Origin of the sequence: Flavobacterium sp. UMI-01 (assembly GCF_019656315.1) — a bacterium.
Classification (GTDB): domain Bacteria; phylum Bacteroidota; class Bacteroidia; order Flavobacteriales; family Flavobacteriaceae; genus Flavobacterium.
In genome coordinates this window covers 110,981-132,774 of record NZ_BPLU01000003.1, presented here as the reverse complement: position 1 = coordinate 132,774, position 21,794 = coordinate 110,981, and the positions used below count along the sequence as shown (strand labels likewise).

Below are 21,794 nucleotides of genomic sequence, written 5' to 3'. Positions count from 1 at the left end.
TAGGAATTAAAAGATTTTAAGTTCAATTCTTAACTTGATTTTTCATTTGCTCAATGATTGGTAAGAATCTTTTGTCTTTATTAAATAATTCATGATTACTTGCCAACCATTTATCAAAATTAGAGTGATCCTTATTGGTAAAATAGGCATGTAAAACTTGAAAAGAGTTTTCGGCTGCATAAGTTTGATCTTTACAAACTTTTAATGACCGCTGACACGAAACGATAGCCTTATCCATTTGCCCTGATTTTGTTTGAGCATAAATTAACTCTTTGTGGGTATAAGCATCGGCTGGATTTTCTTGTAGGGACTGTTCCAATATTTTAATTGCATCAGAGTATCTTCCCGCACAATTATACGAAAAAGCCAATTCGGTAACTAGACCTTTGTAAGCTGGGTTAAGTTTTTGAGCTTTTTCTAAAAATGAAAGCCCTAACGCACATTCATTCCATGCATTGTACACAAAACCTTTCCTAAAAAATCGTTGAACAGTGTTTTCATCCGTTTTGTAAACTGCTAACCATTCTGGTGTTTTAGTTATTTGAAGCGCTGCGAATTTTTCCTCTGGAAATATAGCAACCTGCATGGTATTTGGCTCCAATCGATGTACAATTCGGGAGGTAGTATTCTCTTTGATCGAGACCAATTTATCTTGAGCATCCATCTTAAAACTGCCTCTGATATCAATGGTTAAACCTGCTTGTGTATCAATATATACAAATCCATAGACATAAGAACTATCTTTTGACATTGGTAAAACAACCCATTTTTCCTCACAATTGATAAATTTTTTATTAAATTCGAATGTTCCCTGAGCCACAATTGCTTGTCCGATTAACATTAGCGAAAAAATCCATTTTCTTAGTTGTCCTTTATTCATTTTGTTTTCCGTTTATTATAAAAAATTACACGATTTTATACACCGCTACGACTTTACCATTTATAAATAAGTATAAAACGGAATTTTGTTTTCCTTCAATAGGAATACTAAAATTGGATTGATTCTCTAGTTTTAAATACTTCTTTTTATTGTCTAAACTTGAAAGGTATTGAATGACGTCATTATCATTTAAACCCGCAATACTAAAATGGAGTTCTTTATTATTTTTAGACATACAAATACCTGACTCAGGCTTCACAATTTTATACTTTTTTTCAAAAAAGTCACCAAAAAAAACTGGTAGTTTGGCAAAATCCGATTTATTTTTGGCTACAAACAACCATTTTTCATCCAAGGGATAATGATTCAAAAAGAATTTTTCAGGATTGGTAAAAAAATACCCTTCATTAAAATAAAATTTAAACAAATTCGTTTTGGCCGAAACAAAACCTGAAGCCAAGGTAGCATCCACATATTCCCATTTGTTGTCAATTTTAACTACATTCCAAGCGTGATTTAATTCATCAGGCATTTTTCCTATTTGAGATACATCAGTTCGCAAATTCCCTAAAATAATTTTAGTTTCCAATCCCAACTTTGCATACAAATCTTCCATCAAAACAGCATAACCATGACATACGGCTTTCTTTGTAGTCATAGTGTTTTGAATCAAATCCTGCTTAAATTTTTTCTCCTTAATCTCTTTTTCTTTTTCCGTTTTATACGAAAAAGCTTTTACATAAGAATGATTCATCGATTCGGACAAAGCAACGTCATAAGCTATAGTAGTGCAAACCCATCTAAAAACAGCTCTAGCTTTTTCATCTGGTAGAGAAAAATCTTTACGTATCAAAGCAAGCAACTGATTTACATTGGTAATTGATTTAGGATAACCATCTACAATTAAATCAACTTTATCATATTTTTGAGCATAGCCTTTAGTGAGAAACAACAAACTGACAACTACTAAACAGTAAAAAATTTTTCTCATCACTTTATACCAACACTTAATTCTTAAATTCCTTGAATACTATTCTTTAACTCCTTATCCCAATCTGGATTAGAAATCATTCCATTTACTACATCAAAATTATCGTTGAAGTTAGGCAATGAAAAAGTGGCTTTGATATCAGCACCAAAACGAGGAAAAGCATTTTTGGCTAATTCTAACACCGTCGCTCCTCCTCTACCTCCAGGCGAAGTTGCCATTAACAGCATTGGTTTTTGTTGAAATATTTCTTTTTGAATTCGGGTACACCAATCGAAAATGTTTTTGAAAGCAACCGAATAATTTCCGTTATTCTCCGCTAAAGAAACCACCAAGAAATCAGCTGAAGCAAGTTTTGCCAAAAAAGCTTTCGCTAATTCATGTTGCCCTATTTCAGCTTCGATATCCACACTAAAAATGGGCATTTGATAATCATTTAAATCTAAAACTTCAACTTGGGCATTCTCAAAAAGTGAAGCCGCATAGGTGGCTAATTTTTTATTGATTGATTTTTTACTCGGACTGGCTCCAAAGGCAATTATTTTCATGGCTTTTTTTTATAAAAATAGTGTTTTTTTCTGAACCACAATGACCTAACCAAAGCAGAACATTCAGCTTTTCTAATGCCGCTAATTCACCTATCATTTTAGGATAAGCGTTAAAATTGAGAAATAACAAAGACTAGTTGCAATGGAGGTTGAGCTACAAACTACCTCGTTACTCATTCCAACACCCTAAAAAAACATAAAAAAACCTGCAAAATCATTTTTGCAGGTTTCAACATCTTGATACTTTGTACTTAATTCATAATACAAATTACACGTTAAAACGGAAATGCATTACATCACCATCCTTAACAATATATTCTTTTCCTTCTACTCTTAATTTTCCAGCTTCTTTGACTTTGGCTTCTGAACCGTAATTAGAAAAATCTTCGTAAGCAATTACTTCTGCTCGGATAAATCCTTTTTCAAAATCAGTATGGATTACACCGGCTGCTTTTGGAGCCGTATCTCCAATATTGATAGTCCATGCACGAACTTCTTTTACACCAGCTGTAAAATACGTTTGTAATTTCAACAACTTATAAGCCGCTCTAATCAATACTGACGAACCTGGTTCGGTAAGACCTAAATCCTCCAAAAACACTTGACGTTCCTCGTAACTTTCTAATTCTGTAATATCTGCTTCTGCTCCTACCGACAATACAATTACCTCTGCATTTTCGTCTTTTACTAATTCACGTACTTGATCCACATAAGCATTCCCACTCACCGCCGAAGCTTCATCAACATTACATACGTACAAAACAGGTTTTGTCGTAATCAACTGAAATTCTTCCATTAATTGCTCCTCGTCAATGTTTTGAGGTGTAACAGTACGCGCTGATTTTCCTTGCAACAAAACTTCGCGAATACGATCTAAAAGCGCTTTTTCAGTCTGCGCTTCTTTGTTACCGGTTTTGGCTGCGCGATTGACTTTTTCTAAACGTTTTTCAACGGTTTCTAAATCTTTTAATTGCAACTCGATATCAATTGTTTCTTTGTCGCGAATTGGATTCACATTTCCATCTACGTGAACAATATTATCGTTATCAAAACAACGCAAAACATGAATAATAGCGTTACACTCGCGGATATTTCCTAGGAATTGATTTCCTAATCCCTCACCTTTACTGGCTCCTTTTACTAAGCCTGCAATATCAACAATATCTACTGTAGCCATTTGTACACGCTCAGGTTTCACTAGTTCTTCCAAACGATTGATGCGTGGATCGGGTACATTTACAACCCCTATATTAGGCTCAATGGTACAAAAAGGGAAGTTGGCACTTTGCGCTTTGGCATTAGACAAACAATTAAAAAGAGTTGATTTTCCAACATTTGGTAACCCTACAATTCCTGCTTTCATGATTTTATGATGTATTGATAACACCTTATAAACAAGGTGTATTTGAATATTTTATTTTAAAAGTGTGCAAATATAAGATTTAAAATGCCTTTAAACATACATTTTAAACAATCATTTAACCCTACAACCAAAAAAATCCTGAGCGATTAACTCAGGATTTTTTTATTATTTGGATAGCTTACTACTTATTCGTTATGTAAAAAAGCTTGTCTGTTCAACAAAGTCTCTTCGTCTTCAACATGATTTTCATCAGGTACACAACAATCCACAGGACAAACAGCAGCACATTGAGGCTCATCATGAAACCCTTTACACTCTGTACATTTTCCTGGAACAATATAATATACATCGTCAGAAATTGGAGTTTGAGGCTCTTCAGCATCTACTTCAGTTCCGTCAGGCAACACTACGGTTCCGCTTAATTTAGTTCCATCTTTATATCTCCAATCATCAGCACCTTCATAAATTGCTGTATTTGGACATTCTGGTTCACATGCACCACAGTTGATACATTCGTCTGTTATGATAATTGCCATTCTTTTTTAGTTTAAAGGTTTCAAGTTTAAAAGTTTTAAGTTGACTATTTCTACTCTGAAATTAACTTTTGACTTTCGGCTTAATAATGCTTATTTTTGTGCAAAATTACAATCAAAACATTTCATAAACAAACATTATGACATTAGAAACAAAAAAAAATGCTTTTATTGAACTAGGGAAATTTTTGAGTCAATTTTCAGAGACTGAAAACAAGCCAAATGAAGGTGTTTTAGGGAATGACATTTTTTTTGATTCTTTTGTAGATTTAATTCAACTAAGCCAGTCTCACAATGGCTGGTACACTCCTGAACAAGTGTATTTTGCTATTGGCTCTTGGGCCAAAGCATTGACCAAAGAAAACCTAGACCAATGGTTGAATTCCTATGATTTTACAGCTGTAACCCCCAAAAGAATTGCACTGATTTTAGCAGGAAATATTCCGTTAGTTGGGTTTCACGATTTTTTGTCTGTTTTGCTTTGCGGACATTATGCAGTGGTTAAAACGTCATCCAACGACCAACATTTACTTCCTTTTTTGGCAAAATATTTAATGCATATCGAACCCGAATTGGCAGACAAAATCACTTTTACAGAAGGAAAACTAGAAAATTTTGATGCTGTAATAGCTACAGGCAGTAACAATACCGCACGCTATTTTGAATATTATTTCAAAGACAAGCCCTCTATCATTCGTAAAAGTCGCAACTCAGTAGCAGTATTAGACGGAACTGAAACCAAAGAACAATTAATTGGTTTGGGAGAAGATATTTTCAGGTATTTTGGACTAGGGTGTCGGAATGTTTCTAAATTATTTGTGCCAAAAGGTTATTCATTTGACGCCTTTTTTGAAGCCATGTTTGAATACCAAGACATAATACATTATGAAAAATACGCCAATAATTACGATTACAACAAGGCGGTTTTCTTAATGAGTAATTTCCAACTTCTTGACAATGGTTTTTTAACACTTAAAGAAGATACTAGCCATGCCTCCCCTATTTCGAGTGTGTTTTATGAATATTACGATGATCTGGCCAAATTAGAAAAAAGACTGGTTCTTGAAGACGAAAACATTCAATGTATTGTAAGCAATAATCTCATTAAAAACAGTGTCCCTTTTGGACAAACACAACTACCAAAATTATGGGATTATGCAGATAATATTGATACTATATCGTTTTTGTTAATAACATAGAATAAATTTTAATAATTATTATGAATAATTTAATGCTTATTCGAGTCGTATTACCGAAATTTGCATTTTAATTTTTTGGACTTAAATTATACCATGAAAAAACACAACTACAGCGCAGGACCTTGTATCTTACCACAAGAAGTTTTTGAAAAATCAGCACAAGCTATTTTAGACTTTAATAATTCAGGATTATCTATTTTAGAAATTTCACACCGTAGCAAAGACTTTGTTGCTGTGATGGATGAAGCTAGAGCTTTGGCTCTTGAATTATTAGGATTAGAAGGAAAAGGATACCAAGCTCTTTTTCTTGCTGGTGGAGCTAGTTTAGAATTTTTAATGGTTCCATACAACTTGATGAAAGAAGGTGGTAAAGCAGCTTATTTAGATTCAGGAACTTGGGCTACTGCAGCTATTAAAGAAGCAAAATTCTTTGGAGAAACAGTAATTGTAGCTTCATCAAAAGAAGACAATTATACTTATGTACCTAAAGGATATGAAATTCCTGCTGATGCAGATTATTTCCACTGTACTTCAAACAACACCATTTTTGGTACACAAATGAAAACGTTCCCTAAAACTAATGTCCCAATGGTATGTGACATGAGTTCGGATATCTTTTCAAGAGTATTAGACTTTTCTCAATTTGATATTATTTATGCTGGTGCTCAAAAAAACATGGGACCTGCAGGAACAACTTTAGTCGTTATCAAAGAAGAAATCATCGGTAAAAGCGGTCGTGCTATTCCTAGCATGTTGGATTATGCCAAACACGTAAAAGCAGATAGTATGTTCAACACCCCTCCTGTTTTCCCTGTGTACGCATCTCTATTGACATTGAGATGGATCAAGGAACAAGGCGGTATTGCAGCGGTTGAAAAACTAAACAATGCGAAAGCTGAATTGCTATATAACGAAATTGACAGAAACCCATTATTCAAAGGAGCAGCTGTTACTGAAGACCGTTCTAACATGAATGTTACTTTCTTGTTGACTAATCCAGAGTACACGGAAACATTTGACAAAATGTGGAAGGAAGCTGGAATCTCTGGACTACCAGGACACCGTTCTGTAGGTGGTTACAGAGCATCTATCTACAATGCTATGCCAATTGAAAGCGTACAAGTATTAGTAGATGTGATGCAAGCTTTAGAAAAAGCAGTTTAATTTTCCAATTAAGGATTTAGGATTTAGAATTAAGGATTTAAATAAAAAACTTAGAACCTTTGTTCCTTAAAATCTAAGAACCTTAAATGCTAGCAGAGGCTCTAGCCCCGATAGAAGTGGAAATCCTTGTGGAGGCAGGCATCTACGCCGACACAAGATTGAAATGGATAGCGGGAAATAGCTTCTAAAAAACATTCAATTAATTTGGGGATAATACCTCGTAATGTAATAAAAAGACATGAAAGTATTAGCAAATGACGGGATTTCAAAAAGTGGAATCTTGGCTTTAGAAAAAGGTGGTTTTGAGGTAATCACTACAAAAGTCGCTCAAGAACAAGTAGCAAACTACATTAACGAAAACAACATCAGCGTTATCCTTGTTCGTAGTGCAACTAAAGTTCGCAAGGACATTATTGATGCTTGTCCTGGAATCAAAATCATCGGTCGTGGTGGTGTAGGTATGGATAACATTGATGTGGATTATGCTAAAAGCAAAGGAATTCACGTAATCAATACGCCAGCTTCTTCATCTGAATCAGTTGCCGAATTGGTTTTTGGTCACTTATTCACTGGTGTTCGTTTCTTGCACGATTCTAACAGAAACATGCCTTTGGAAGGAGATACTAAATTTAACGAATTGAAGAAAGCCTATGCTGACGGAATTGAATTAAGAGGTAAAACATTAGGAATTGTAGGTATTGGTCGTATTGGTCAAGCTACTGCCAAAATGGCTCTTGGTTTAGGAATGAAAGTTATCGCTGCTGATAGCTTTATCCCTCAAGTAGATGTAAAAGTAGAATTCTTTGATGGTCAATCTATCACTACTACTATTGTTTCTCAACCATTAGAATCTGTATTCCAAGAAGCTGATTTTATCACATTACACGTACCAGCTCAAAACGGTTACATTGTAACTGAAAAAGAATTTGCTACAATGAAAGACGGTGTAGGTATTGTAAACTGTGCACGTGGTGGGGTTATCAACGAAGTAGATTTAGTTAAGGCATTAGATTCAGGTAAAGTTGCTTTTGCAGGTTTAGATGTTTTCGAAAACGAACCTACTCCAGCTACACAATTATTGATGCACCCAAAAATCTCTTTGACTCCGCACATTGGAGCGGCTACAGGAGAAGCTCAAGACCGAATTGGAACTGAATTAGCTTCACAAATCATTAGCTTATTAAGTTAATCTTAATTTATAGCGTAAAGCCTAAAAGGACTCATTACAAAATTGGTAATGAGTCCTTTTTTTATTAAATTTGATACGCTAATCTACTAAAAACTTTTCTATGCTAGACATTCTATCACAATTAACCGAACAATTGGGTGCTGATACTATTGTAAACAATGCTAATATCCCAAACGAACAGAACCAAACAGTTATCAAAGAAACTAGCAATGCTATTTTTTCCAGCTTACAAGCCATTGCAAACAAAGGAGATTTATCACAAATAGCAGGTTTATTACAAGGAAAAGAACTAGATAAAAATGACCCTACTGTGAAAGAAATTACTGCTCAGGTAACCCATTCGCTTACCCAAAAAACAGGACTTAGCAGTACTGTTGCCTCAGGCGCTGTTACCGCTATTATCCCTAAACTTCTTAATGCCTTGATTGGAAAAGCAAATGACCCAAAAGACAACAGCATCAACATCTCTGACATAGTGAACACCTTGACAGGCAATGGAAGTGCTGAACACGCAGGTATTATGGAAGCCATTTCTACGTATGGTGTTCATTTTGGACTGGATCAAAATGCAGACGGTAAAGTAGATTTAGATGACGCTATCGAATTAACCAAAAAAGGAGGAATTGCTGGCATGTTTGGAAAACTTTTTGGTAAGTAAGCCAACTTTTGGCTCCTAATTATAATACCCACATTAAACGCATTCTTATGAAACAAAGTGTTTACATACTCCTTATTATATTAGGCATCCTTATCAGTTGTCATACTTCAAAATCGGTAACCAAAGCAAACCATTCTTCTACCACAACAAACGACACCATCCGAATAGCAAATGATTCTTTAGAATACGAAGTGATTATTATTGATAATGGTTTTAATGTTTGGTTGAATTCTCAGGCATTGCCTCGAGGCTTTCATAGCCAACAATTTCTAGAAAATAAAAATCGTTTGTATATCAACGAATGGAACAACAGGGTTTTACAACCCCGACGTTACAATCCTAACTTGTACGAAATGAGAATAGATTATGACCCTATGATCAATTACGGTTATGAAGTAAATTACCTTATTTACAATTATATGATTTATTTTCAAAATACCTACAAACAAAGACTTTTTGGTAATGTTCCTCTAAGATAATGTTCTTATATTTGTAATCATTGCAACTAAAATGAAGAAACTTAAAGAGCGTTGGGGAATTGAATCTAATTTCCAATTGACCATTATATTTATCGTTTTTGCCATCACAGGCTCAACGTCGGCTTGGTTATCACGTTATGTATGTGATTGGATAGGTCTAACCGAAGAAGTCTTAGGGCTACTATACACTCCTATCCGATTGATACTCATTTTTCCTATTTATCAAGTTCTACTAGTACTCATAGGATTAATTTTTGGTCAATTTAAATTCTTTTGGGCTTTTGAAAAAAAAATGTTACGCAAAATGGGATTCGGTTTTTTATTTAAATCCTCATGATACCAACAATAGCTATTCTACTTTTTTCTGTTTTTTTATTTTTATCTGGAATTCATTTTTACTGGGCTTTAGGAGGAAAATGGGGAACTGGAGCTGTTTTCCCAACACAACCTGAAACATTGAAACCTCAATTTCCTGGCCCTGTCCCTACAGCTATAGTAGGAATCTGTTTAATGACAATTGGTCTTTTTTATTTGGTAAAAGCAGAAATACTAACTATTCAGCTACCTGAATTAATCCATATATACGGTCTAAAATTCCTAACAGTTCTATTTACCATAAGAGCAATAGGCGAATTTAACTACATTGGATTTTTCAAAAAATACAAGCAAACAAGATTTGGCAATAATGACACCAAGTACTATTCGCCTCTTTGTGTGTTAATTGCTATCCTCACTTTTATGATGGATTATATCCTATAAAACTGTTTACTTTAATTTTTCCTTAAAAACTTTTTTTACCTTTTCAATTTTGGGTGTAATAACAAAGGAGCAATACCCCTGTTCTTTATTTCCGTTATAATAATTGTGATGGTAATCTTCCGCTTCATAAAAAGTTGATGCTTTAGAAATTTGGGTCACAATAGGACTCGTGAACACCTTTTGCTCTTGAAGTTCTTTTATAAATGTTTCTGCTGTATTTTTTTGCTCTTCATTGGTATAGAAAATTTCACTTCGATATTGAGTGCCTATATCATTCCCTTGGCGATTCAATGTCGTAGGATCATGAGTTGCAAAAAATACTTCCAAAAGCTCAGCAAAAGAAATCTCATTAGCGTTAAATTCAATTTGAATGGCCTCAGCATGCCCTGTTTGCCCTGTACAAATGGCTTTATAAGTTGGATTAGGCATCTCACCGCCAATATAACCCGGAACGACACTTTCGACTCCTTTTAACTCTAAAAAAACAGCTTCGGTACACCAAAAACAACCTCCTGCTACAATTGCTACTTCTTTTTCAATCATGATACTTTTATTTCTTGTTCATTTTACCAAATTTAAACTATTCTTTGAATACAAGCGATATGGATTTAACGAAACTTTATAAATAGTCTTGTTTATTTCTTTCGACAAATTAGCAAATTCTTTGTTTCTTTGCTAAAATTGGTTTAAATGATTCAAGCAAAAAATTTACATAAATATTACGATCAACTTCATGTTTTAAAAGGAGTTGATTTACACATCCAAAAAGGCGAAATTGTTTCGATAGTAGGAGCTTCAGGAGCAGGAAAAACAACACTTTTACAAATCCTAGGTACCTTAGACCATCCTGCTGCTAACCAAGGTGTTGAACTTAAAATCAATCAAGAAAACATCTTATCGATGAATGACAAGAACTTGTCTAAATTTCGCAATTTGAATTTGGGTTTTATTTTTCAATTTCATCAATTATTGCCTGAATTTTCTGCACTAGAAAATGTATGCATACCTGCGTATATCGCAAACAAACCTAAAAATGAAACGGAAACCGAAGCCAAACGTTTATTGGAATACCTTGGACTAGGACACCGAATCAACCATAAACCCAATGAACTTTCAGGAGGGGAACAACAACGTGTGGCGGTTGCCAGAGCCTTGATAAACAAACCCGCTATCATCTTTGCTGATGAACCTTCCGGAAATTTAGACACCCATTCAGCGGAAAATTTACACCAACTTTTTTTCAAATTGCGTGATGAATTTGGACAAACCTTTGTAATTGTAACTCATAACGAAGAATTAGCTAACATGGCCGATAGAAAATTGGTGATGGTAGATGGACAGATTAGTTCTTAATAGAGTTGAGAAACTAAGAGGCTAAGACTCTAAGATACGTAGAGCTTATAGCTCCTAAATTCTAAACTCTAAACCCTAACTCCTACCTTGAAAATGACAAAATCGGAACTCAAAGATTTCCTTGACGAAAAAGTCATTCAGTACAACACCTTAGATTTTATTGAAACCGATCCTGTGCAAATCCCTCATTTATTTACACAAAAGGAAGATATTGAAATTGCAGGTTTTTTGAGCGCTACCATAGCTTGGGGCAATCGAACGATGATTATCAAAAACAGTCATCGGATGATGAATTTGATGGGAAATACGCCTTATGATTTTGTCATGTCTCATTCAGAAACCAACTTAGAACGACTCGAAACATTTGTTCATCGCACTTTCAACGGTCAAGATTTTATTGGTTTTATAAAATCTTTACAAAACATCTATTCCAATTACGGCGGTCTCGAAGCAGTTTTTGCTAAAAACCAAGAATCTCATTCGATGCAAAGGAGTATTTCGGAATTCAAAAAAATATTTTTTGAAATACCACACCTTCCTAGGACACAAAAACATATTTCGGATCCACTAAACAATTCTGCAGCGAAACGCATCAATATGTATTTGCGCTGGATGTGTCGGCAAGACACCAAAGGAGTCGATTTAGGAATTTGGAAAACTATCGCCCCAAGTACTCTTTCTTGTCCATTGGATGTGCATACAGGCAATGTAGCCCGAAAACTAGGTTTAATCACCAGAAAACAAAATGATGCTAAAACCCTTGCCGAATTAGACAAACGCTTGCGTGAACTTGACCCAACAGACCCTGTAAAATATGATTTTGCACTTTTTGGATTGGGTGTTTTCGAAGGATTTTAAAAATTCAACTTCCTGAAATTGAAGTAAGCAACTTTTTTTAACGTATTTCTTTTAATGCATTTTAATAGTTTTTAATAGTTTTTAATGGTGTTCATTTTTAAAATTGTAGTATTAAGACTTCAATTTAATGATTTTATGCACTTAATCGATATTTTTTTACATTTAATCGATAAAATTAAAAAGTTTATACTATATTTGAACTACCCAATCACTCAAATTATAAACTAATAACTTAACCTATTAATGAATACAACTAAAAAAATTGTTTTAGCTGAAGATAACTCCATTCTTTCATTATTACTTAAATTCAAATTAGAAAAAGAGGGTTATGATCTATTAATTGCAGGAAACGGAAAAGAAGCCATCAATCTTATCGAAGAACACAACCCCGATATGATTTTGACTGACATCATGATGCCCTTTGTAAGTGGTTTAGAAGTAATTAGTCATGTAAGAAATAAACTGGCTTCGAATACCCCTATCGTAGTATTTTCATCTGCAGGACAAGAAGAAATGGTTGTCAATGCTTTTAACCTGGGGGCCACTGATTTCATGAGTAAACCATTTAGTCCCAATGAATTAATCATTAGAACAAAAAGGTTATTACGTTAATCCTTAACGCTACTTTTTTATGGTAAATACCTATCAACATCTTGTTGACTACTTAAGTCATGCACCATCCATAATACAAATATCATGGGCAACTAGTGGCGCTTTTATAGTGACAATAGCTGTTTTAATCGTGTATTTAAAGCATTTAAGAACTCGACTAAGAAATAAAGAACGTATTATACGTACTTATCAAAAAAAGTATGAAGCCGATTTAATAGAATATTTGTATTCTGGGGATGATAGCGGTACAATCACTGCTGAACAACAAAAAATCATTACATATCTTCACAAATGTTCGACTAGCGCTTTAGGAAGTGGATTAAAAAGAAAGATTATTATTGATACCTTACTCAAACTACGTAACGAAATATCTGGAGAAACAGCTGATGCGATTCAGCAATTATACTATGAAACTGGATTTATCACCCAGGCTTCTACCAAATTAAAAAGCAAACGTTGGGACGTAGTTGCGAGAGCTATTAGAGAATTAGGGGCATTTGGTATTAAAGAAGTGCATGACGAAATCATTTTGTACCTTAATCATCCTAAACAAGAAGTACGAAGAGAAATTCAATTTTATCTTGTAAAGTTATTTAATTTTGAAGGGCTTCATTTTTTGGATAACTATGATAAAAAATTATCTGAATGGGATCAAATTCAATTATTAGAGATTCTTCAAAAATCTGGAAATCAAAAATTACCTGATATTTCGAATTGGCTACAATCATCAAATGATTCAGTCATCTCTTTCGCTTTGAAACTAGCTAAAATTTACAATCAATTTGAAGCGCAAGAGGAAATTATCGCTTTATTGCATCATCCTATCGTAGCGATTCGAATTCAAGCCACCGAAATTGTTTCGCATTTAGGAATTTTTGAAGCTGTAGCAGTACTTAAAGATTGTATCAGCGAAAGAAGTCTAGAAGAACAAATCGCCTTTTTTAAAATAGATGAAAGCTTATTAATGACTGTAGATGCTGACTTTATGATGGCCTTTATTCAACATGAGAATTTTGAAATTCGAATGTCAGCAAAAAACATTATCAAATTAATTGATATCCAAATCGCTAATTCGATTGTCGTACAACCTATTAAAAATGACAATTTAGAAGATGAACGTTTAACTAAAGCCAGTTAACCATGAACTACACTACCCCTGAATTAATCGCTTTAATTTTAGAATTCATATTCTTTAGTTTTGCCTTCTTAGCGGTTCTATCTTATATCATACTTGCTTTTATTTCTGGAGTTGAGACTGTCAATTACATGAAAAAAAACAGCTTTGTTAATTACAAAGAAATTTTGTCATCCTCAATTTCGCCTTCCATATCAATCATAGCACCTGCCTATAACGAAACATTAAATATAGTTGAAAATGTGCGTTCCTTATTATCCTGCCACTATGCAAATTACGATGTTATTATAGTGAATGATGGTAGTAAAGATGATAGTCTTGAAAAACTGATAAAGGCTTACGACTTGGTCAAAGTAGATTATCCAATCAACCAACAAATTCCAACTCAACCTCTAAGAGAAGGTGTTTTTAAATCAACTAACCCTGCATTTGAAAGATTGATTGTTGTCGATAAGCAAAATGGAGGAAAAGCCGATGCTTTAAATACAGGTCTTAATATAAGCACTAATAAGTATGTAGCTTGTATTGATGTAGATTGTTTGTTGCTTGAAGATGCTTTACAAAAAATGATCAAACCATTTTTAGAATCAACGGAAAGTAAAGTAATTGCTGCAGGTGGTGTTATCCGAATTGCCAACTCTTGTGTGATTAAAGATGGAAAACTTTTGGATGTGAATCTTCCTAAAAACGCTATTGTAAAAGGGCAAATTTTAGAATATTTAAGAGCCTTTTTATTAGGTAGGATGGCATGGAGTAGGCTAAATGGATTATTAGTTATCTCTGGGGCATTTGGTATGTTTGACAAAAAAACAGCAATTGAAGTAGGAGGTTATGATACCCATACTGTTGGAGAGGATATGGAAATCATAGTGCGAATGCGACGATATATGGAAGAACAAAAAGTAAAATACAAAGTCGCTTATATACCTGACCCTCTTTGTTGGACAGAAGCGCCTAATACGTATAAAGTGTTTATTTCTCAAAGAAATCGTTGGACACGTGGCACAATCGAAACGCTTAAAAAACACAAAAAAATAGCCTTCAATGCTGATTATAACTCATTAGGAACCATAAGTTATCCTTATTGGCTTATTTTTGAAAGAATCGCTCCACTGGTAGAGGTAGTAGGCTTATTTTATATGATTTACCTCATTGCTATGAATAGTGTCAAATGGGATTATGCCTTGGCTTTTATAATTGTAGCCTATCTATTTACCGTTTTCTTTTCAATCGTAACCATTATTACTGAGGAACATACCTATCATCAATACAAGAAAAAAGGAACTGGATATCAATTACTTAAAGCTGCTTTCTTAGAGCCTTTCATCAACCATCCTTTTGTATTATATGCAGCCATTAAAGGGAACTTCGATTATTATTTTAACAAAAAAATAAAATGGGGCGAAATGACCCGAAAAGGAATGACAATTGACTAAATTGCAAAAAAATAATATTTTAAATATGAGAATTAAGGACCAACTAAGAACCTATCTTTTTTTAAGCCTTGCACTAACCTTTACTTTTTGGCTCATAAGTCTTTTTGAAATCTTTTCGAAACTTGCAAACGGAATTGTCCTTTCGAACGTTCTTACTTTTACAACGTATAAATTTCTTAATGACTATTGGACGGTTTTTTTACTTTCACTCCTTTTCTTGCCTATCTATTTAATATTTGGGTTAATAATTAAATCGTGGAATACGATTGTAATCAAAGTACTTTTTTGTCTAATTGCAATTGGGCAATTTGCGTTAACAAAATACCATCTTACTACACTCGTTAATTTAGGAGCTGATTTTTTAGGCTATTCTTTAGACGATATGTTTACGACGGTAACCGCCTCTGAATCGTTATCTTTATTGTATTTCGTTCCGTTTATTGTATTTCCTACGCTTTTTTTGGTTTTGTACAATGCGATTTCCAAAAAAGAAATCAAACAATTTACTAAAGTATTCCTACTGAGCTTGCTAGTTCTATCTTGTATATTAAAAGCAACGGTAACACCATTTTCAGATTCTGATTACCAAAACAAACTTGCTTATTTCACCACAGATATCATTCGTTTTCAAACTGATAAAAACGCTTTCAACATTGAAGACCTTACTTATAAAAAAGAGTATCCATTGGTACAACCCTTTGAAGCTACTCCAGATGTTTTGGCTCCATTTTTTGAAATAAAAGAAGAAAAACCCAATATTGTAATGATTATTGTGGAAGGCTTAGGAACTGAATTTATCGGTAAAAACCAGTATAGTGGCTTCACCCCTTACTTGGATGCCTTAATTCCTAAATCACTGTACTGGGAAAATTTCGTTAGTAATGCCGGCCGTACTTTTGGAGCATTGCCTTCTATTCTAGGTTCACTGCCCTATGGCGAAAAAGGTTTTTTAGAAATGAATCCGTTGCCCTCCAATATTTCATTGGTAAGTATCTTGAAAGCAAATGAATATACCACCTCATTTTACTGTGGTGACGAATCTAGTTTTGACCGAAAAATAAATTTTTTAGAATATAACGGAATTGACCACGTAATAGACATTAACAAATTTGGACCAGGTTATCAAAAAACCCAAGCAAACGAAGGTGGTTTTTCATGGGGCTATCCTGACGGGGAAATTTTCAAAAAAACACTTTCGGAGTTGGATGCCAAAAAAGGACCTCGTTTGGACATCATTATGACCTTGACCAATCACGAACCATTTGATTTTCCTGCCAAAAAAGAATATTTGAGAAAAGTGGATAGTATTGTAGCTACCAATAGACGATTACAAGTTTCTAAATCTGAAGTGGCTTCTTATAAAGATATTTTTGCTTGTTTGTTATATACTGACCATTCTATAAAAAAATTCATCACCGAATACGCTAAAAGACCTGATTACAAAAACACCATCTTTGTCATTACGGGAGACCATCGTTTAATACCAATAGCTCAAAAAGATAAATTGTGTCGTTTTCATGTACCATTGTACCTACATAGTCCGTTGCTAAAAAAACCACAAACGTTCAAATCAGTCTCTTCACATTGGGATATTACGCCTAGTTTGATTTCGTTTTTAATGAATAATTACAAAATGAATAAAATGGAAAAAACCGCCTGGATGAGTTCAGGATTGGATACTGTCCGACAATTTCGTAATATTCACAAAATTCCGATTATGCAAAACAAAGGAAGTATTAACGAAATGATTTACAAAGACTATTTGATTTCGGATGGAAACTTGTTCAAGATAGATGAGGATTTTGAATTGACTTCTATTAATGATAGCGAAATGCGACAATTAATGAAAGATAGTCTTAATGAAGCCAAAAAACTCAATGCCTATTTGACCAAGAAAAACAAAATTATTCCGAACTCCATTAATACCTATACCAAACCTGCATTTCAATTTTCCAAGGAAGATTTGGCAACGATTAAAAAACTAACTAAAGGACTGACCTTTGATGAAACTTTTTTTCTCGCTAGAGATTTCGCTTTTAATAAAGAAAGTGAAAAAGCACGTTTGTTATGCAATTACATTCTTAACGAATATCCTAACTATGCTGATGTACGCACCCTCAAAGGACGTACATTAGCATGGGACAAACAATATCAGAAAGCAGAAACTGAATTACTTGAAGTAGTCAAAAGAACACCTTATTACAACGACAGCTATCTAGCCTTGATGGATTTGTATTGGTGGTCTAACCAAGACAACAAAGGAATTTCGATTGCCAAAAAAGGATTAAAAAACAAAGTAAACACCCCCGAACTGGGAATCAAGTTAGCACAAGCATATAAAAGAGAAAACAATGCCACTATGGCTATGGCGGTCATAGATAGTGTCATCCAAAAGAATCCAGCCAATAAAGAATTGATTAAAATCAAAAAAACATTGTAAAATGATGTTAAAAAAGCTAACTAAATTTTCAGGCGCATTAGTATTACTGGCAACTTTACAAGCACAAGGACAGGTAAAACCCTATAATGGAAATCCTGATTCTTCATTTGAAACGGCTCGCAAACTTGCTTTTAACGACCAACGCAAACAAGCACAAGACACGCTGCTTCATATATTAACTAAATATCCTAATTACAGTGACATTCGTACCTTTCTTGCCACAACTTATTCGTGGGACGGTGACTATAAAAAAGCACGTAAAGAATTTGCTTATGTAATGGAAAAAGACTCCAATAATAAGGAAAATTGGGTAGCTGCCATCAAGAATGAGTCTTGGAGTAATTCTTACTATGAGGCCATAAAAATGGCTGATGACGCCTTGAAATTATTTCCTAACGATGACGAAATTTTACTATTAAAAGCGAGTGCATTAGAAAACACTAAAAAACCGCTAGAAGCCTTACAAATCGTAGAAGGAATAATTGAAAAAAATCCCAATAATACGAAAGCGATTGAATTTAAATCGAGTCTCAATCAATCTCTCCGTAAAAGCGCTATTGGCTTGCGTTCGGCGGTAGATTTATATTCTGAAGTGTTTGACCCTATGCAATTGCATACGCTTAGTCTTAGTCATCTAACGAAGTACGGAACTGTTATTGCGAAAGTAAATTTCAATAGACGTTTCAAAGAAAACGGAACCCAATTTGAGGTTGATTTGTATCCTAAAATAGCCAAAGGGTTGTATGCCTACGTCAACTTTGGTGTAGCCAATTCCTTTTTATTCCCAGACCTACGTTATGGTGTGGAATTGTACAAATCATTGCCGTATAGCTTGGAATTTTCAGCAGGATTTAGAGCCTTACAGTTTGACAGTACAACAATGATTTATACTGGTTCACTTGGTTGGTACACTGGAAATAATTATTGGGCAATCCGCCCTTATTTAACACCTGGAGAAGGCGGTTTAAGCACCTCGGGACTTGTCAATTACCGTCGTTACCGTGCTAATGCGGATAATTATTGGTCTGCTTCATTTAGTATGGGATTTTCACCTGAAATTTATCAGTTTAAAGTTGAAAACAACCAAAACACCATCATCAACCTTCAATCGCAACGACTTAACTTAGGCTATTTTTTTACAACTCATAAAAACAAAAATGCTTGGGGAGCACAATTTGATCTCACTCATCAAGAAATTAGCTTTGACCCAGGAAACTATTTTTGGATTTATTCCTTTACACTGTCTTGGGACATGAGATTTAAGTAAAACTTTGGGAGTTGGGAGCTATAAATACCCAATAATCTATTTTTTCTATTTCGTTTAAACCATTAAAATTAAGAATCATTAAGCTAAATGAACCTTAATTTTAATGGTTCGATAAAAAAATTTTGCTAAAAACTTATTTAATCTAAAAGTAGTATTTTATTAAATTCTCCTTTAAACCCAAATTACTTTTCAAAAAGCACAGGCTTCTGAATCAACCATTGACCAGCAGTTGTTTCTAAACACTTTGTCTTGTCGATGCTAGTATCCTTATAAAAAGCGTATCTTTGCACAAAATATCCGTTTTATGAGCACTTTTGAGCAATTCAACCTTCCTAAATCAGTACAAAAAGCTATTGATGATTTAGGATTTACAACCCCTACTCCTATCCAAGAAAAATCCTTTTCCGTAATCATGTCTGGACGTGATATGATGGGAATTGCACAAACAGGAACAGGTAAAACTTTTGCTTATTTATTGCCTTTATTAAAACTGTACAAATTCAACACGACACATACTCCTAAAATTGTAATCCTCGTTCCTACTCGAGAATTAGTTGTGCAAGTGGTTGATGAAATTGAAAAACTGACCAAATATATGTCGGTTCGAACCATTGGAATTTACGGAGGCGTCAACATCAATACACAGAGAAAAAATGTGTATGAAGGTACCGATATTTTAGTAGGAACTCCTGGAAGAACCATGGATTTAGCGTTAGACAATGTAGTGCGTTTTGAAGAAATGCAAAAACTCGTTATAGATGAATTTGACGAAATGCTAAACTTAGGTTTCCGTACCCAATTGACAGCTCTTTTGGCCATGATGCCTAAAAAACGTCAGAACATTTTATTCTCAGCTACAATGACGGATGAAGTCGATGCGGTATTAAATGATTATTTTGATTTCCCAGAAGAAGTAACCCTATCACCATCAGGAACACCCTTAGAAAAAATCAAACAAATCACTTATAATGTTCCCAATTTCAACACCAAAATCAACTTATTAAAGCACTTATTAGCTACTAATGAAGAAATGAGTCGTGTTCTTGTTTTTGTGAACAATAAGAAGATTTCAGATATGGTTTTTGACCGAATTGAAGAAGATTTTGAAGGACAATTTGGTGTTATTCACTCCAATAAATCACAAAATTACCGATTGACTACGATGGCTGAATTTCAAGAAGGAAATCTTCGTGGATTGATAACTACTGATATTATGGCTAGAGGTTTAGATATTTCAAATATTACCCATGTTATCAACTTTGAAATGCCTGAATTTGGGGAGTTATACATGCACCGTATTGGTCGTACGGGTCGTGCAGATGCAACCGGAACTGCTATCAGTTTTATTGCTCCTCGAGAAGAAGAAGTAAAAGTAGCTATTGAAATTTTGATGAACACTGAACTTGAAATTGAAGCTTTTCCAGAAGAAGTTGAAATTTCAACCAAACTAATCGAACCTGAAAAAGAACGTCCTGTTATCAAACTTTTTAATAAAAAAAAGAAACCCGATGGCGATGGTGCTTTTCATGATAAAGCCAAAAAGAATCAAAAAATTAATCTTGGTGGTCCATCTAAAACTAAGAAAAAAACGCATGGTTCAGTAAATAGAAACATGTTGAAACAAAGAGCTGCAAAAAAGAAGAAAAAATAATTATTAGTTTGCCCTTGTTTCACAAAATAATTCGACTTTTAAACTCATTAAGAAAACCTGAAGTAGCATTACGCATACCTTATCTGGTTTTCTTAATGTTCTTAGTTGTGCTGCTATTGTTTGCTAAAATTTTTATTTGTTTTTAGTGAATACCAAACAAACAGGAGAACACAATGGAATTCTTTGCCCTGAATAAGTCAATTTTCCCGTGTTTTTATCTCTTTTAAAAATTACTACTTCATTTGAAAATTGATGCCCTATCAACAGAAAGTTTCCAGTAGGGTCAATTGCGAAATTACGGGGACCATTTCCCCTAGTCGCTACGCGTTCAACAAATTCCAATGTACCGTTCTTCAAAATTTTGAAACAACTAATATCATTCGCTTCCGCCCTATTAGTAGCGTACAAGAACTTTTCATCTGGTGAAATATGAATATCTGCAGCGGTAAAGCTAGCTTTGAAATCAGGTGCTACAACTGATTGCTCTTGAAGCAAACTAACCTTTCCTTTTTTATAGTTAAAAACACTAATGACACCATTTAATTCACCTAATAAATACAGTTTTTTTCCATCATTACTAAATGTAAAATGCCTTGGTCCACTACCCGCTTTGACAGCAATAGTTTGCTTTAAGGTCAACGGCTTATCAGCATCAGGAGCATAAGCATAAACATATACTTTATCACTTCCTAAATCTGTTCCTAATACCATTTTATGGTCAGGAGCAAATTGTACCATGTGCAAATGCGCTTTTTCCTGACGCTTGCTATTAGGCCCTGTACCTGAATGTTGTACCAATTGTTTGAGTGCTCCAACACTTCCGTTTTTATTTTTGCCAAAAACAGTCACACTTCCGCCTCCATAATTGGCTGTAATAACGTTTTTGTTATCATTGATGATATAACAAGGGTTCTCGCTAGTCGTTTTTTCTTGGTTCAATAAATTCAATTTTCCCGAATCAGCGACATACCCAAAAGCTGAAACCGAACTATTGGCACCATCTGAATTCACCGTATAAACATATTGATTATCAGGAGAAACCGTCAAATACCCTGGACTCACAATTTTTTCGGATTCACTTTTTAACTTAAATTCAGCTGTTTGAGAATCAAATTCATACACATATACCCCGTTGCTTTCGCATTTATTCGTAAAAGTCCCGATTAGTAAGTTGTGTTTGGTGTTTTGTGCTTGAGCAAAAAACAAACACATAAAAAATAAGAGAATTGTACCTTTAGCTTTCATCATTAAATATTTTTAGAAAAGCTAAAAATACAGAATC

Annotated in this window: 22 protein-coding genes; 15 read left to right on the top strand and 7 right to left on the bottom strand. The window is 34.2% G+C overall.

All coding sequences use genetic code 11. The features are described 5' to 3' along the window. Positions 1–22: 22 nt before the first annotated feature. From K5R64_RS01725 to K5R64_RS01705, 5 genes are all read right to left on the bottom strand, one after another. Entirely contained in the window at positions 23–880 is an 858-nt protein-coding gene (locus K5R64_RS01725) for a tetratricopeptide repeat protein (protein WP_220760211.1), read from the bottom strand. 25 nt (positions 881–905) lie between these two features. Then, the gene (locus K5R64_RS01720; protein ID WP_220760209.1) at positions 906–1,871 is read right to left on the bottom strand and encodes a transglutaminase domain-containing protein; all 966 of its coding nucleotides are present in this window, start codon (positions 1,869–1,871) and stop codon (positions 906–908) included. A 23-nt stretch (positions 1,872–1,894) separates the two neighbouring features. Continuing rightward, the gene (locus tag K5R64_RS01715; protein ID WP_220760207.1) at positions 1,895–2,416 is read right to left on the bottom strand and encodes an NADPH-dependent FMN reductase; all 522 of its coding nucleotides are present in this window, start codon (positions 2,414–2,416) and stop codon (positions 1,895–1,897) included. Between the two features lie 268 nt (positions 2,417–2,684). Beyond that, a complete protein-coding gene (ychF, locus tag K5R64_RS01710; protein ID WP_220760205.1) occupies positions 2,685–3,779 on the bottom strand; it encodes a redox-regulated ATPase YchF in 1,095 nt (364 codons plus the stop codon). Between the two features lie 185 nt (positions 3,780–3,964). Then, positions 3,965–4,315: a 4Fe-4S dicluster domain-containing protein gene (locus K5R64_RS01705; RefSeq protein WP_220760203.1), complete on the bottom strand. Its 351-nt coding sequence runs from the start codon at positions 4,313–4,315 to the stop codon at positions 3,965–3,967. Between the two features lie 137 nt (positions 4,316–4,452). Between K5R64_RS01705 and K5R64_RS01700 the strand changes: the two genes are divergently transcribed. The 7 genes from K5R64_RS01700 to K5R64_RS01670 all read left to right on the top strand — a co-directional run bounded on the left by K5R64_RS01700 (position 4,453) and on the right by K5R64_RS01670 (position 9,760). Next, positions 4,453–5,511, top strand: a complete 1,059-nt coding sequence (locus K5R64_RS01700) for an acyl-CoA reductase (RefSeq protein WP_220760201.1) — start codon at positions 4,453–4,455, stop codon at positions 5,509–5,511. A 93-nt stretch (positions 5,512–5,604) separates the two neighbouring features. Further along, positions 5,605–6,675 (top strand): 3-phosphoserine/phosphohydroxythreonine transaminase, encoded by a 1,071-nt coding sequence (gene serC, locus K5R64_RS01695; protein WP_220760199.1) that lies wholly within the window; start codon positions 5,605–5,607, stop codon positions 6,673–6,675. 238 nt (positions 6,676–6,913) lie between these two features. Further along, a complete protein-coding gene (locus K5R64_RS01690; protein ID WP_220760197.1) occupies positions 6,914–7,864 on the top strand; it encodes a D-2-hydroxyacid dehydrogenase in 951 nt (316 codons plus the stop codon). Positions 7,865–7,964: 100 nt separating this feature from the next. Then, positions 7,965–8,522 carry a DUF937 domain-containing protein gene (locus K5R64_RS01685; RefSeq protein ID WP_220760195.1) on the top strand — a complete coding sequence of 186 codons (558 nt, stop codon included), beginning with the start codon at positions 7,965–7,967 and terminating at the stop codon, positions 8,520–8,522. 47 nt (positions 8,523–8,569) lie between these two features. Next, positions 8,570–9,001, top strand: a complete 432-nt coding sequence (locus K5R64_RS01680; RefSeq protein WP_220760193.1) for a DUF6146 family protein — start codon at positions 8,570–8,572, stop codon at positions 8,999–9,001. A 31-nt stretch (positions 9,002–9,032) separates the two neighbouring features. Next, positions 9,033–9,338: a DUF6787 family protein gene (locus K5R64_RS01675; protein ID WP_220760191.1), complete on the top strand. Its 306-nt coding sequence runs from the start codon at positions 9,033–9,035 to the stop codon at positions 9,336–9,338. Next, positions 9,335–9,760 (top strand): DUF3995 domain-containing protein, encoded by a 426-nt coding sequence (locus K5R64_RS01670; RefSeq protein ID WP_220760189.1) that lies wholly within the window; start codon positions 9,335–9,337, stop codon positions 9,758–9,760. Before K5R64_RS01675 ends, K5R64_RS01670 begins: the two co-directional genes overlap by 4 nt. A gap of 6 nt (positions 9,761–9,766) precedes the next feature. Here K5R64_RS01670 and msrA read toward each other — a convergent pair whose 3' ends face one another. Next, the gene (gene msrA, locus K5R64_RS01665; protein WP_220760187.1) at positions 9,767–10,303 is read right to left on the bottom strand and encodes a peptide-methionine (S)-S-oxide reductase MsrA; all 537 of its coding nucleotides are present in this window, start codon (positions 10,301–10,303) and stop codon (positions 9,767–9,769) included. A gap of 147 nt (positions 10,304–10,450) precedes the next feature. On the opposite strand from msrA, the gene K5R64_RS01660 reads away from it, so the two are divergent. The 8 genes from K5R64_RS01660 to K5R64_RS01625 all read left to right on the top strand — a co-directional run bounded on the left by K5R64_RS01660 (position 10,451) and on the right by K5R64_RS01625 (position 20,512). Further along, complete coding sequence (locus tag K5R64_RS01660) at positions 10,451–11,113, top strand: ABC transporter ATP-binding protein (protein ID WP_220760185.1); 663 nt, start codon at positions 10,451–10,453, stop codon at positions 11,111–11,113. Between the two features lie 93 nt (positions 11,114–11,206). Continuing rightward, entirely contained in the window at positions 11,207–11,971 is a 765-nt protein-coding gene (locus K5R64_RS01655; RefSeq protein ID WP_220760183.1) for a TIGR02757 family protein, read from the top strand. Positions 11,972–12,214: 243 nt separating this feature from the next. Continuing rightward, positions 12,215–12,583 (top strand): response regulator transcription factor, encoded by a 369-nt coding sequence (locus K5R64_RS01650; protein WP_220760181.1) that lies wholly within the window; start codon positions 12,215–12,217, stop codon positions 12,581–12,583. A gap of 19 nt (positions 12,584–12,602) precedes the next feature. Further along, positions 12,603–13,721 (top strand): HEAT repeat domain-containing protein, encoded by a 1,119-nt coding sequence (locus K5R64_RS01645; protein ID WP_220760178.1) that lies wholly within the window; start codon positions 12,603–12,605, stop codon positions 13,719–13,721. Between the two features lie 2 nt (positions 13,722–13,723). Next, positions 13,724–15,154, top strand: a complete 1,431-nt coding sequence (locus K5R64_RS01640) for a glycosyltransferase family 2 protein (protein ID WP_220760176.1) — start codon at positions 13,724–13,726, stop codon at positions 15,152–15,154. Positions 15,155–15,179: 25 nt separating this feature from the next. After that, the gene (locus K5R64_RS01635) at positions 15,180–17,594 is read left to right on the top strand and encodes an LTA synthase family protein (protein WP_220760174.1); all 2,415 of its coding nucleotides are present in this window, start codon (positions 15,180–15,182) and stop codon (positions 17,592–17,594) included. Position 17,595: 1 nt separating this feature from the next. Next, complete coding sequence (locus K5R64_RS01630) at positions 17,596–18,861, top strand: YaiO family outer membrane beta-barrel protein (RefSeq protein ID WP_255580268.1); 1,266 nt, start codon at positions 17,596–17,598, stop codon at positions 18,859–18,861. Positions 18,862–19,165: 304 nt separating this feature from the next. After that, positions 19,166–20,512: a DEAD/DEAH box helicase gene (locus K5R64_RS01625; protein ID WP_220760172.1), complete on the top strand. Its 1,347-nt coding sequence runs from the start codon at positions 19,166–19,168 to the stop codon at positions 20,510–20,512. A 132-nt stretch (positions 20,513–20,644) separates the two neighbouring features. Here the strand turns inward: K5R64_RS01625 and K5R64_RS01620 are convergent, their stop codons facing one another. Continuing rightward, positions 20,645–21,760 carry a lactonase family protein gene (locus K5R64_RS01620; protein ID WP_308443145.1) on the bottom strand — a complete coding sequence of 372 codons (1,116 nt, stop codon included), beginning with the start codon at positions 21,758–21,760 and terminating at the stop codon, positions 20,645–20,647. Between the last annotated feature and the right edge of the window lie 34 nt (positions 21,761–21,794).